Source organism: Blautia marasmi (assembly GCF_900258535.1).
GTDB classification, from domain to species: Bacteria; Bacillota; Clostridia; order Lachnospirales; family Lachnospiraceae; genus Blautia; species Blautia hominis.
On the sequence record NZ_OIWX01000001.1, the window covers coordinates 5038561 to 5051936 of the forward strand.

Annotated in this window: 14 protein-coding genes; 7 read left to right on the forward strand and 7 right to left on the reverse strand. The window is 48.1% G+C overall.

All coding sequences use genetic code 11. The features are described 5' to 3' along the window. Positions 1–49: 49 nt before the first annotated feature. Both C6P39_RS22010 and C6P39_RS22015 read right to left on the reverse strand, forming a co-directional pair. Positions 50–2188, reverse strand: a complete 2139-nt coding sequence (locus C6P39_RS22010; protein WP_104805206.1) for a M56 family metallopeptidase — start codon at positions 2186–2188, stop codon at positions 50–52. Positions 2189–2531: 343 nt separating this feature from the next. Then, the gene (locus tag C6P39_RS22015) at positions 2532–3524 is read right to left on the reverse strand and encodes an aldo/keto reductase (RefSeq protein ID WP_104805207.1); all 993 of its coding nucleotides are present in this window, start codon (positions 3522–3524) and stop codon (positions 2532–2534) included. Positions 3525–3841: 317 nt separating this feature from the next. Between C6P39_RS22015 and C6P39_RS22020 the strand changes: the two genes are divergently transcribed. Beyond that, entirely contained in the window at positions 3842–4192 is a 351-nt protein-coding gene (locus tag C6P39_RS22020) for a DUF2200 domain-containing protein (protein WP_095175799.1), read from the forward strand. A 14-nt stretch (positions 4193–4206) separates the two neighbouring features. Here the strand turns inward: C6P39_RS22020 and C6P39_RS22025 are convergent, their stop codons facing one another. Genes C6P39_RS22025 through C6P39_RS22035 form a run of 3 tightly spaced genes read right to left on the reverse strand, consistent with a single transcriptional unit; the run spans position 4207 to position 5914 of the window. Beyond that, positions 4207–4848, reverse strand: coding sequence for a hypothetical protein (locus C6P39_RS22025; protein WP_095175800.1), 642 nt, complete (start codon positions 4846–4848; stop codon positions 4207–4209). After that, positions 4845–5348, reverse strand: a complete 504-nt coding sequence (locus C6P39_RS22030) for a flavodoxin family protein (RefSeq protein ID WP_104805208.1) — start codon at positions 5346–5348, stop codon at positions 4845–4847. The genes C6P39_RS22025 and C6P39_RS22030 overlap by 4 nt, the downstream gene beginning before the upstream one ends. After that, the gene (locus C6P39_RS22035) at positions 5345–5914 is read right to left on the reverse strand and encodes a TetR/AcrR family transcriptional regulator (RefSeq protein ID WP_095175802.1); all 570 of its coding nucleotides are present in this window, start codon (positions 5912–5914) and stop codon (positions 5345–5347) included. The genes C6P39_RS22030 and C6P39_RS22035 overlap by 4 nt, the downstream gene beginning before the upstream one ends. Positions 5915–6076: 162 nt before the next feature. Here C6P39_RS22035 and C6P39_RS22040 point away from each other — a divergent pair, with 162 nt between their 5' ends. From C6P39_RS22040 to C6P39_RS22060, 5 genes are all read left to right on the forward strand, one after another. Beyond that, positions 6077–7396, forward strand: a complete 1320-nt coding sequence (locus tag C6P39_RS22040) for a replication-associated recombination protein A (RefSeq protein WP_095175803.1) — start codon at positions 6077–6079, stop codon at positions 7394–7396. A gap of 147 nt (positions 7397–7543) precedes the next feature. Then, entirely contained in the window at positions 7544–7762 is a 219-nt protein-coding gene (locus C6P39_RS22045; RefSeq protein ID WP_095175804.1) for an acyl-ACP--UDP-N- acetylglucosamine O-acyltransferase, read from the forward strand. 78 nt (positions 7763–7840) lie between these two features. Then, a complete protein-coding gene (locus tag C6P39_RS22050; RefSeq protein ID WP_095175805.1) occupies positions 7841–8428 on the forward strand; it encodes an SOS response-associated peptidase in 588 nt (195 codons plus the stop codon). A gap of 90 nt (positions 8429–8518) precedes the next feature. Continuing rightward, positions 8519–9766 carry a DNA polymerase Y family protein gene (locus C6P39_RS22055; protein ID WP_207657147.1) on the forward strand — a complete coding sequence of 416 codons (1248 nt, stop codon included), beginning with the start codon at positions 8519–8521 and terminating at the stop codon, positions 9764–9766. Between the two features lie 14 nt (positions 9767–9780). Then, the gene (locus C6P39_RS22060) at positions 9781–10116 is read left to right on the forward strand and encodes a hypothetical protein (protein ID WP_095175806.1); all 336 of its coding nucleotides are present in this window, start codon (positions 9781–9783) and stop codon (positions 10114–10116) included. A gap of 66 nt (positions 10117–10182) precedes the next feature. Here the strand turns inward: C6P39_RS22060 and C6P39_RS22065 are convergent, their stop codons facing one another. Further along, the gene (locus C6P39_RS22065) at positions 10183–10971 is read right to left on the reverse strand and encodes an arylamine N-acetyltransferase family protein (RefSeq protein ID WP_158661666.1); all 789 of its coding nucleotides are present in this window, start codon (positions 10969–10971) and stop codon (positions 10183–10185) included. A gap of 263 nt (positions 10972–11234) precedes the next feature. On the opposite strand from C6P39_RS22065, the gene C6P39_RS22070 reads away from it, so the two are divergent. Beyond that, complete coding sequence (locus C6P39_RS22070) at positions 11235–12335, forward strand: DUF362 domain-containing protein (protein WP_104805210.1); 1101 nt, start codon at positions 11235–11237, stop codon at positions 12333–12335. A gap of 42 nt (positions 12336–12377) precedes the next feature. Here C6P39_RS22070 and C6P39_RS22075 read toward each other — a convergent pair whose 3' ends face one another. Further along, the gene (locus tag C6P39_RS22075; RefSeq protein ID WP_095175809.1) at positions 12378–13376 is read right to left on the reverse strand and encodes a uroporphyrinogen decarboxylase family protein; all 999 of its coding nucleotides are present in this window, start codon (positions 13374–13376) and stop codon (positions 12378–12380) included.

Sequence of the window (13376 nt, forward strand, 5' to 3'; positions counted from 1 at the left end):
GTTGGCAGATGTGCGTTACTTAGTTTGCGGATCAGACGGGGATGATAGGTTAATTGAAGGTAAAGGTATTCGGAATGATCTGTGCTCTTTCCCAGGAAAAATCAAGTCTGCTGTATGCATCGTTCATCTCCTGTGTTTCTTCATGCGTAACACCCTGTGCGATATAAAAGTAGTAATACATTCCGTCAGGACCCTGCCCCAGATATTGAAAATCAGGATTATCATCAGGCTGTTCGCGTTTAAAGATTGTAAATATATTACCAAATCTTTCAGACTGTCCGCTCTGACGCAGTTCGTATTGTTCTTTTAAAACACCTGCGACTCCAACCTCGGTGGGTTCAAAGACAAGTTTATCCTGCCATTCTGCCGGATATTGGAACGAGTATCCGTCCCCCTGATAAACGGCCGGACCATCTTGGGCATTTTCCTGTGACAGCAGAAATTGTATGTTTTGTACTTCCGTGGTATTAAAAAGTGAGTCAGAAAACTGGTCTTGGGTGTACTGTGGTTTATACCAGGATTTGCTTTCAAAATAGCCTTTGATAGCAGGGTCAGTAAAAATATATCCGTGGCGGGCATAGATTTCATTTCTGGCATACATCAGTTCTTCCTCGGACAGGTTTGCTGTGTCCTGCTGGGTAAGCACTTTGGTGTTGCTGTCAAATATCACGAATTCGTCGGGGGTTGGTTCTGTTTTGATCTCTGCATTTTCGGGTTCTGTTTTTTTAGGTTCCTGATCTTGAGGGACTTCTGTCTTTAATGGTATCTTCACCGGCTCACTTTTTGTTTCGGAAAGGTTTTCCTTTTTTTCTGCGGGTTCGTCCCGGGATACCGTGCTGTCTTTTTTTGTACTGCCGTAGGAAGAATCAAAAGCATCCTCCTGCCGGGTCTGCTCCGTGGCAGATGAGGTTTGGGAAGACGTATCATCGGGTTTCAGGGAACAGCCAATAAAAAGCACGGAGCTTAAAAAAACCAGAATAAGAAACAGAGCGGGAATACGGCCTTTTTTTCGTCTGCCGGCTTCCATTACATTATGTACCCTTTCTTTGAAACCGGAAACACTGTCATTGAGCCCGGCGGTCAGACGGGAAAGGTTTTTGTCAGAGTGAGCAGCGGTCCTCAGAAGAAGTTCATTGTACCGAAGGCGGGAGGTCTGGGGGAATTCCCGGATCACATGCTCATCACAGGTGAATTCCAAATCTTTCTCTGCCTCTCTCTGCATAAAAGAGAGGGCGGGATTGAACCAGTACAGACTGCGCACCAGAAACAGCAGGCCTTTAAACCACAGGTCTCTGCGCCGGTAATGGCACAGTTCATGGCGGAAGATAAAGTCGAGTTCCTGCGGAGAATAATCCTCTTTGGGCAGGTACAGACAAGTGTCCGTAAAACCTGCCAGCAAAGGTGTGGACAAGCTGCTGTTTTCTAATAGGCGCGGCTTTTTGCTGATATCCAGCAGTCTGCACCTAGAACGGTAAAGGTCCAGTGTGATCTCATCCCGCATAGGTGAACTCCAGCGTTTCAGCTTTTTGAGAGCTGCAAAATAAGTGAACATGCGGAAGAGAAAGAGAAGCAGTGCTGTGGACAGCCATATAACAGTGATGATCTGAAAAATATCAGGAGTCCATGCGCTGCCGGAAACCGGTGACGCCAATTGCCCCGAACCTGTTGGTGACGTCAATTGCTGCGAACCTTCCGATGGGGTTAATTGCTGCGAACCTTCCGATGGCGTTAATTGCTGTGAACCTTCCGATGATGTCAATTGCTGTGAACCTTCCGATGACGTCAATTGCCCCGAATCTTCCGATGGCGTCAATTGCTGCGAACCCTCCGATGACGCCAGCTGCTGCGAATTTGCCGCTGCTCCCAGCTGCTGGGAATCTGCAGGAGGGTACAAGGACGGCTGGTCTGAAGATTGGACAGCCGCATTGTCTGCTGCGGAGGTCTTGTTCCCCCGGTCAAAAAGACCTGTGTTTTGTGGCTTGGGAAGGGGAACTTCCATCTGCACAAGTGCAGTCCTCCCTGTCAGATTTACAGGAAAGAGGAGGACAACAGACAGCAGGAGCCATATGGCGCATTTCCACCGGGCGGAATATCTTCGCCCTAAAAATCTGGCGATGACCACAGTGATAAAAATACATACCGCTGCAAAAATATTAATTCTAAGTATATTGATGATAAAATTCTGCATATACAAAACCCCCTTAAAAAAGCAGACAGGACCATAGTTCTCTGTAGTATAAATTCTTTCCGGCAATCGGTACAGACTGCCGAATGCGAGTGGCAAACACGCCCGGAAACAGGCGGATATGTATGGGTAGATATCTAAAATTCTACAAATGTAGTTGTTAATTGTATTCTACAATTATAGTAGATGAATGTCAAGGGGATTCTGAGATATTTTACCGATATTTTCAGAGTGGTTTCCAAGACCTGTTTTCGGTAATGACAGAGAACACACTTCGCGAACGTTTGATTGTCTTGAATAAAAAACAGACAACCATCAGGGGAGATGATTGTCTGTATCCTTCTCGTTAAAGGAGATGACTGCGCACCTTTTCAAGCTGGGCTGTCATGCGGCTGATATCCTCATCCTGCAGATGAAGTTCCAGCGCTCTGGCATTATCCAGAATCTGTTCCGGCCTCCTGGCGCCGCACAGGATGTTCAGATCGCTGATGGTGGAGGCAGTATAACAGATGACCAGACTGGCAAGGGAGCAGTGGTATTTTTCCGTGAGAGGTGTCCATTCTCTCAGCATATCCACAAGCTGTCTGCGGTTTTCCGTTTTCCAGAATCGGTTTTTGTTCCGCACATCCGTAGGGGAGAGCACAGTCTCCATGGTTACTTTTCCGGTCAGCAGTCCCTGCTCCAGCGGAGAATAGGCCTGAATGGATACCTGGTATTCTTCGCATACGGGAACCAGCTCTTGAGCAATCCGGGTGTCCGCAATGCTGTACTTTTCCTGGATGACATCAAGCTGTCCCAGGCGGCAGTATTGGCGGATGATGTCCGCATTTACATTGGAGGCTCCCACCGCACGGATCTTGCCTTCTTTTTTCAGATCCATCAGCACCCCCACGGTCTCTTCCAGAGGGTAGAGGGAAAAATCAGGTGACTGCCAATGTGTGTAGTAGATATCAATATAATCTGTCTGCAGACGGCGCAGGCTGTCCTCCAGATTCTTACGGATGCCTTTGGGGGATAAATCCCGGTACACATTGCGGCCTTCCATGACTTTGTGGAAGCAGGGCGTTTCGTAATCCCATTCCAGACCGCATTTGGTGGAGAGCAGAACTTTACTCCGCTTTCCTTTCAGGGCCTTGCCCACAATCTCTTCGCTGTGGCCTATGCCGTAGACAGGAGCTGTATCGAACCAGCAAATGCCATGGTCCATGGCCTCCTCGATCGTACGGACAGAGAGGGCGTCATCGTTCTCGCCCCACCAGGTACCGCCGCCGATGGCCCAGGTTCCCATGGCAATATACGGAGAATGCAAATCGGATTTACCTATGGAGAGTGTCTTCATTTTTCCTTCTTTCCCGCCGCGTTGTGCAGCGCTTTGTCATTACAAGTATTATAAAAATTTGCGGAGGGCCTGTCAATGGGTATGGTATTTCTTGTGAATGGATAGTATAATATGGGTTATTGTACACAGGCCACTGTACCGGGAGGCGTTTTCATGCTGAAAGCATGAAAATCCCGAGGCAGCCAGCGCGATATGGGGCAGAATGCTCCATATCTGTGCATCGCGAAGCGTGTTACTGGACACGGAGTGTACAGTAACTAATATGGCTGAAATGCCAGAGGAGACCGCGTTATGTGAGTGAAAAGGAGACGGTGTGTATGAATAATGATAAGGTATATCAGATGAGCTTTCCAAAGATTTACCAGCTTCTTGTGAACAAAGCATTAAAAAAAGGAAGAGAAAAAGCCGAAGTGGATGAAATCATCCGCTGGCTTACAGGTTACAGTCAAAGCGAGATTGAGACCATGGCTGAAAAGACTGTAACCTACGCCGGTTTTTTTGAAAACGCACCTCAAATGAATCCAAAGAGAAAGCTGATCAAAGGCACAATATGCGGTGTCAGAGTGGAGGACATCGAAGAACCGCTGATGCAGGATATCAGATATCTGGATAAACTGATAGACGAGCTTGCCAAAGGAAAGGCAATGGATAAAATACTGAGGAGCTGAGGAACCTTACGGAATCAGACTTGTTTATTCCATAAGTCCCGGCGGGACAGTCCATTATTTTTCACTGCCTGCCGCCAGCCCATCTCGCCTGCCAGCTTATATAAAATCCTGGGGAAATTAGGGGAAAAGCATATATTTTCTCCGGTTTCCTTATGGGAAATCCAATCCGACAGTGTATACAGTGCACTGGAAAGGTTCTTTTTAGGTCCCTGTCCGGCAGTTATACCGCTTATCATGGGAAGCATTCCTCCTGCACCGATCCCAAGGCCGCCGCCCCAGATAACACCGGCTCTGGCACACCAGGCTTTCACGATATCCAGGGCAAGTGTATTTTGATGTCCTTCGTAAAATCCACAGTTTGCCATGGCATAGACCGTACAGGTTTGAGAAAAGGCGGCGTTTTTCAGATATTCCTCCAACGAAATCAGGCATGATAACAGGTGTGAAGGAAGAGAATCTACATAGAGAGGAAATGCAAAGACCATCACATCGCAGTCCTGCAGAAGTTCCAAATCATTTTTGCATGGCTGTTTCTTTGTGAAATGCAGATTTACTATTTCATGCTCAGGGGAAAGCAGGGTCTGCAGCTCTTTTAATATCAGGCCGGATGCGCTGTCCTTCACCTTGGGACTTCCGTTGATCAGGGATATTTTCATAGTTTTAATGCCTCCATTTCTTGAATGGAATCCAGGAACGTGACGGACTCCACCGTAGAGTAAAAGTTGACTGCATTTGCCTTCACTAATTTTTCCGCGGTTTCTTTTTCTTTGGGCGTGATATCATTTCCGTAGAAAATGACCTTCAAGTCAAAGTCTCTTTTATACCGCTGCCGGTGATGCATTTCTCCGTTTTTGACAGTAAAATATGGATGAATATAGGGGATACTCCTGTCCAGAACATTTTTGACAAAGGGGCTGTAACTGCCGTAAACGCATTGGCTGATGATCAGCATCTCACTGCACATTGCAATGTTTTTTCCCATCTGCCCATAGGTGTCCTTGATGATACAGACGCCGGGTGTCTTCAGCCAGCATCCGAAACATCCGATACAGGGGTGTATGCTTTCGTTATCCGTTATCACCATATCCTCAGCAGGAATTTGCGGAAGGACCCTCCTAAGGGTATCTTCGGCCAAATCATGGATGATCAATTTCATTTCAGTTTTTCCTCCTTTATCTGATCAAGAAATGCATAGAATGCGGAGTTGACCAGTTCATGGATTTCCTCATCCGGAATATCCGCAGCCCCGGTAGCTATCATGGAAGCGATGCCGTGTGTGTACAGCATCATATGCAGATAAAGCCGCTTGGCGGCCGCTTCACTGACCGATAAGGTTTTCATGATATCCTTGGTGACATCCTGCCTTGCACATTGCCTGTAAATACCTTCCACGCTGCTGACATACATATATTTCGATAAGAACAGGAAGCAGAACAGATGTTTTTCATCTCTGGCCAATCTAATATGGCATCGTCCGATAGACGCAAAATAATAGCTTTTGTCCGCATTTTTTTCTATATATGCAGTCAAATATTGCTGTGTATACAGAAATAAATCCTGCATAAGCTCCGACATATTGGCATAGCAGCTATAGATAGGCTGTACGGAACAGCCGGCCTGGGTGGCAATGCTCCTGGCATTCACAGCTTCATGTCCCTGTGTGCGCAGAAGGGTAAAGGCAGCATCCAGGATCATTTTTTTTGTGATCTTTTGTTTTGGCATCTTTTTTCCTCTAATATTACGATTGTTATATAACTTATGTTATACAGTGCTATGGAAAATTTGTCAAGTGGTTAGGAAACAAAAAGATTGCCAACCAAACTGATGTTTGGTAAAATGATAAATAGAGTCATATAGGTTCGTGTACAGGTGGGAGGTACGGATATGGAACAGATGACATTGTTTGATGACAGGGGACAGAGCGCTCCTCTTGCCAGCCGGCTGCGGCCGGAGTGCCTGGAAGATTTTGCAGGGCAGGAACATCTCCTGGGGAAGGGGAAGATGCTGCGCCAGCTTATTGAGCGGGACCAGATCTCATCCATGATCTTCTGGGGACCTCCGGGCGTGGGAAAGACCACTTTGGCAAGTATCATTGCAGGCAGAACAAAAGCTGATTTTATTAATTTCAGTGCCGTGACCAGCGGGATCAAGGAGATCAAAGACGTCATGAGCCATGCGGAGACCGGCAGGCGGATGGGGATACGCACGGTTTTATTTGTGGACGAGATTCACCGTTTCAACAAAGCCCAGCAGGATGCGTTTCTTCCCTATGTGGAAAAGGGCAGTATCACACTCATTGGAGCTACCACGGAGAACCCTTCTTTTGAGATCAATGCGGCTCTGCTGTCAAGGTGCAAGGTTTTTGTGCTGAAGGCCTTGGAGGAAAAGGATTTGGTGAAGCTTTTAAAACATGCCCTGGAGAATCCGGCAGGGTTCGGCGGTCAGAACGTGGATATCTCAGAGGAACAGCTCACAGCGATTGCAGCTTTTGCCAACGGTGATGCCAGAACCGCTCTCAATACCCTGGAAATGGCAGTTTTGAACGGAGAGATCACCACAGAGGGCATTACAGTGACCAGGGAAGGGATGGAGCAGTGTATAAGCAGAAAGTCCCTGTTATACGATAAAACGGGGGAGGAGCATTACAACCTCATATCTGCCCTGCACAAATCCATGCGGAACAGTGACCCGGATGCAGCTATTTACTGGATGTGCCGGATGCTGGAGGGTGGGGAAAACCCCCTTTACATTGCCAGAAGGTTGATACGTTTTGCCAGTGAAGATATCGGAATGGCGGACAGCCATGCCCTGCAGGTGGCAGTGGCGGCTTATCAGGCATGTCATTTTCTGGGAATGCCGGAATGTGATGTGCATTTGACGCATGTGGTCACATATCTTGCCATGGCGCCCAAATCCAATGCCTTATATGCAGCTTGTGAGCAATGCAAGGAAGACGTGAAGAATAAGAGAGCGGAACCGGTACCCTTACAGCTTCGCAATGCGCCCACAAAGCTTATGAAGGAACTGGATTATGGGCAGGGCTATGTTTATGCCCATGATACGCAGGAAAAATTAAGTACCATGCAGTGTATGCCGGATTCGCTGAAGGACAGGCGTTATTATCATCCCACAGAACAGGGGGAGGAGAAGAACGTCAAGGAGCGTTTGGAGTCTGTGCTCCGGTGGAAGAAAGAACATTCGTAAGTGTTCAGCTCCTTTACCGTTACAAAGACTTATAAAAATAACGGAAAAACTAAAAAAACTGAAAAATAAAAAAGAAGCTTTGTAAAAATCAGGAAATTCGTTTATAATAAAGATATAAAAACCGGTGAATACAAGGAGGTATTGTGTATGAAACATTATGAACTGATTCATGAGATCTATAACCTGTGTGACGGACATCCGGATTCCCAGATCAAAGAAGTGGATGCCGATGACCTGGATGTTTACATGGAAGGTATGACCAGCAAAGTTTCTACCTGTGAAAAGACAGAGCGTGAGGATGGTTCCGTTGTGTATGAAGTTGTGACCAACGGCGTAAAGGAGAGATATACCTTTACAGAGGTGTGAGAACGGGGGAGATGCGAGTGATCGCATCTCCTTTTCGCACGGGAGATCAAGAGGAATGGAAATGGACAGGAGGGCCTTATGTGCGGCAGATACTATATTGATGAGGATACGATCAGAGAAATGGAAAAACTGGTGCGCCAGATTGATAAAAAACTGCTGGAAGATCATAGCCGGGATGTATTTCCCTCCCAGAGCGCACCGGTGGTTACAGGAAGGGCCGGGGAACTGTGCGGCGAGGAACTTGCCTGGGGATTCCCCGGGTTTGAGAAGAGCCGTGTGATCTTTAATGCAAGGCAGGAGACGGCACTGGAGAAGAGAACCTTTCGCGACAGTCTTCTTCTCCGCAGATGTGTGATCCCGGCCAAAAACTTCTATGAGTGGAATAAGAAGAAAGAAAAATATACCTTTACAAGACCTGACGGCAGAATATTATATTTGGCCGGCATTTACGATCAGTATGGGGAGGAGGAGCGGTTTGTGATCCTGACCACTGAGGCAAATGACTCTATGAGCCGGATTCACGACCGAATGCCTTTGATCCTGGAGGAACGGCAGATCCGGGACTGGATTTTCAGCAGACAGAAAGCAGAGGCTATCCTTGGACAGACGCCGGTTATGCTGGATAAAAGTACAGAATATGAACAACAGACACTGGACCTGCAGTAGCAGGTCCTTTTTCCATGAATCACCTATTTAAAAAAGAACATATGTTCTGATATAATTTATACAGGAATAGAATGTAATGAGGTGATAAAAATGGAGAAGATCATATTTCATGTGGATGTGAATTCTGCTTATCTGTCCTGGGAGGCAGTATACAGGAGAAAATACAGAGGTGAGACTCTGGATCTGCGGGATATCCCTTCCGCAGTGGGAGGGGATGTGAACCAGAGACAAGGGATTATCCTGGCAAAATCCATGCCCGCAAAAGCATATGGTATCCGTACCGGGGATTCTGTCTGGGAGGCTCGGCAAAAATACGGGCCTCTCACGATCGTGCCTCCGGACTACAGCCTGTATGACAGAAGTTCCCGGGCCCTTTTAAAGCTTTTAAGAGAATATTCTCCGGATGTGGAACAGTATTCCATTGATGAGGCTTATATGGATATGAGCGGAACAGAGAAACTTTTTGGCCCTCCGATACAGGCGGCAGATACCATCCGCCAGAGGATTGGGGAGGAACTGGGGTTTACAGTCAATATCGGCATATCAGAAAACAAGCTGCTGGCAAAGATGGCTTCGGATTTCAAAAAGCCGGACAGGACCCATACACTCTTTGTAAATGAAATTCCGCAAAAGCTGTGGCCCCTTCCGGTCAAGGAGCTGTTTTTTGTGGGGAGGGCTTCGGCGAAAAAACTTTATGATCTGGGTATTTACACAATCGGGGATTTGGCACAGACAGATGTGGAGATCCTGAGAAGGCATATGAAGAAACAAGGGGAGCTTATCTGGAATTTTGCCAATGGGAGAGATTTTTCCCTGGTGGAGGCTGTGCCGCCGCCGAACAAAGGATATGGAAATTCCACCACCATTCCCGTAGATGTGACCACATCCTCCCAGGCCTCTCTGGTGCTGCTGGCCCTGGCGGAAACAGTGGGAGCCAGGCTCAGAAAGGATGGGAAGAAGGCGGAAGTGCTTTCTGTGAGTGTCAAGGACTACCTTTTCAGGACGTCCTCCCATCAGTGCAGGCTTCCGGCTCCCACGAATATTACGGAGGAACTGCACCGCCATGCCTGCAGGCTTTTTCTGGAACTATGGGATGGATGTCCTGTCCGGCATCTGGGTATACACACAGGCAGGATCCGGGACTGGGATGCCATGCGGCAGATGGAACTTTTTGACACAAGGGATTACGGAAAACTGGAGCGGCTGGACCGGGCTGTGGACACCATACGCAGGCGGTATGGCATGGATGCGGTAAAGCGGGCCGCGTTCCTTGATTCGCCTATTGACCATATGAGCGGCGGGATATCCAGGGAGAAGCGTTACCGCTGCGACCACTGAAAGGAGAGGAGTTTATGGCATTTGGCACAGACATTCATATGGAGAAAGCCGATGCGGGAAGTATCCGGGGAGAACAGGAGAATATTGCTGTGGGCTGCTGGTTCACCAGCAGAGGGGATACCAGTCTGCAGCTTTTAAAATACCAGGATGAGGAGGGGCAGATCCACACCATCCGCCATATCCATGTCATGAGCAGAGAAGAAAAGCATTATAATGGCATCCCCACACTGGAGTATATTTGTAGGATAGAAGAAGGGGGATATGAGGCGGAAATAAAACTCCTCTTTTTTTTGGAGGAGCATCGCTGGGCTATGGTTAAGCAGACAGGGAAAGGGGCGGCCGGGGGGTGACGGCCAAAACAGAAGAATCCTCCGGCGGCCTTATAAAATCCGGCAGCCGGGGAATCTTTGACGTAGTCAGGAGATGCAGAGATGAAAATACTGTTCCAATATAGGCAGGAATTCTTCCTCTGTGATCTGTCGGACGGTTTTATTCCCATTTTCCGAGAGGGTGAAGGTATCCCCAATCAGAGAGACGCTTCCCTGAAGTGTCCGCAGATTCACCATGCGAAGACGTGGAAAGACGGAGTGTTCGTGGGTGGAGGCAAAGGCATTTAAAGCCACAAAATCAACAGGCTCACAGGGAACCGGGGAAAAACGCATAACAGTGGAAAAAGTATCTTTGGAGCGGTAGAGAAGATTCCACCAAAAAGCATCCACCTGCTCAAGCCGGAAGGTCTGTCCCTGTATACGCTCCTCCCAGCCGTCAAGGAGAGGCAGAGCGCCGGCCGGCATGGGGCCGCCGTATCCCACGTCGCAGAAATACTGCTGTCCGTCCATTTTGACAAGGTTGATGCGGTGGGAGATGGGAGGAACAAACTCGTCATCACATTCTCTCAAGATCCTGGACATACACGGTGTGACTTCATAACCGCAGGCAGTGAGCAGTGAGGCGAACAGGGCATTCAATTCATAGCAGTATCCGCCCCTTTTTCTCAGTATGACTTTTTCGTACAGGGAGGAGATGCTTAAGGAGGCGGTCCTTTTAAATTCACATACATCCAAATCCTCAAAGGGAATATGGAGCTGGTGCGAATAAATGAGAAGATCCAGATTTTTTTTGTCAGCCGCAGGCACCGCGGCAAGTCCCAGACGCTTTAGATAGGGCTCTTTCTGGGGAAGAGGTTCATACAATTCTTCGTACATAGCGATACGATCCTTTTCTCTTATTGTATTTGCATACCGCGGGCCTGAAGCTGCAGAGCCATCCGGTGACAACCGGGCCGGACTGCGGTTTATGCAGTCTGTACCCTGAAGGGCAGAACTGTGCATGCTTTTGCTGCTATGAAGCCGGAAGGCTGAATAGTAACTTTCCCGCGGAAGATCCATAAATCAAGTATAGCATATACGCAGGATATATGGTACTATTTTGATGACTGTAAACAGGAGAAAAAGGAGCTGGATCGGCAATGAGAGACAATGAAATTCTGATGATACATGGAAAAGATCACAAAGACATGACAAAGCGCCTCCTTACAGAGGCGGAGCTTGCTGCACGGATACCGGACAGGAGATGCCGTATTGGAATTAAGCCTAATCTGGTATCTCCCACGGAGGCTTCTTACGGAGCTACCACACATCCGGAGGTGGTGGCAGGGATCGTGGAATACCTGCAGGAGAGAAAATATGAAAATCTGGTGATCCTGGAGGGTTCCTGGGTGGGGGACCGGACCGCTGAGGCATTCCGGGTGTGCGGATATGATGTGCTGGCAGAGAGATACGGCGTGGAGCTTCTGGATACCCAGAAGGACAGTACCACCTCCTGTAACTGTGCAGGAATGGATCTGCAGATCTGTGACAGTGCCCTGGCTCTTGATTTTCTTATCAATGTGCCTGTGCTGAAAGGCCATTGTCAGACAAAGATCACCTGTGCGTTGAAGAATATGAAAGGCCTGATCCCCAATAAAGAGAAACGGCATTTTCATGCTATGGGACTGCACAAGCCTATCGCCCACCTGAACACCGTGCTGCACCAGGATTTTATTGTGGTGGACAACATATGCGGGGACCTGGATTTTGAGGACGGCGGCAACCCGGTGGTGATGGACAGGATCCTGGCAGCCGCTGACCCGGTGCTCTGTGATTCTTATGTATGCCATCTGCTCAATTATGAGACGGAGGAGGTTCCGTATATAAAAATGGCGGAAGGACTTGGTGTGGGGAGCGCGGACTTCCGAAAGGCGGTGTTCAGGACCTGCAACGAACAGGAGCATTCTGTCCATGTGCCTGCTAAGAGAAAAATCGTGGAGCTTCAGGATGCTGTGGAGGAGGTGGAATCCTGCAGTGCCTGTTATGGCTATCTGATTCCCGCGCTGGATCAACTGAAGGAGGAAGGGCTTTTCGGAAAACTGAAGACAAAAATCTGTATCGGGCAGGGGTTCCGGAAGAAATCAGGTGAATTGGGGATAGGCAGCTGTACCGGATGCTTCCGCCACTCCCTGAAGGGATGTCCGCCTACAGAGGACCAGATCTATGAGTTTATAAAAGCGTATATAGAGCAACAGGAATAAAAGGAGGGGCGCCCTTGCAGACAAAACTGCAGGGCGCCCGTTTTATGGGTATTGATCAAAAACTATCTTACTGTATTTATTGATCTCTTCGGTTACTGTCTCATAGACACCCGAGAAGGTGCTCATGGGGAGTCCCTGTGAAGTGTTGGGGATGAAATACAGCCTGCCGTTTTCATCACAGGCACGGCGTACCTCTCTTGCGATCACTTCTCTGGTCCAGCCTTCATAATCCACTTTGGCACTGTCTATGCCGCCCATAAAAGAGATTTTTCCTCCGTATTCTGCGATCAGATCCGGAATATGGTTGGAACACATGACTCCCTGCCATACGTCAACTCCCATCTCGATCATATAAGGCACCAGAGTGGCTGCATAGGAATCGGAATGGTGCACGATCACATCCACACCCATAGATCTGTACAGCCCATAAATCTTTTTATAGGATGGAAGATAGAACTCTTCAAACATTTCCGGTGATAGAAAAGTGGAAGTCTGGCTGCCCCAGTCGTCGTGATGGAACAGGGCATCCGGTTTTAAATGCGTACAGATCTCCTCCGCTAGGGACAGCTCAAATTCGGTCAGATAATCAATCAGCTCATGCATATATTCCGGTTCCTCATAAAAATTGATGAGGGTATTCTGAATCTCGCCCAGATGATGGCACTGTTCAAAAAGTCCGGGAGCAGCAAAGGGCGTGGCAAAGTATTCCTTACGGTCTACTTCCTCGGCCTGTTTGACAAAAGGCTCCCATTCCGCATCGGAATATTTCGTATTGGGAGCATGTACATCATCTCTCCAGTGCTTGATATCCTTGATGACGATCGTTTCCGGTTTATGGACCGGGAAAGGCCCCGGTGTTCCGGCAGGCCAGGAGTTTACCACACCCCAGTCGTTTACCACGTCCAAATCTCCGGGATTGGGCATTGGATTGTGCATCATAACAGGATTGTAAAGTATCCGGAAAGCTTCATACTGGTTGACAAAACGGTCAGGTCTGCCCCCGTGGATGGTTTCCAGGAAATTTTCTCTTTTGGTCAGCAT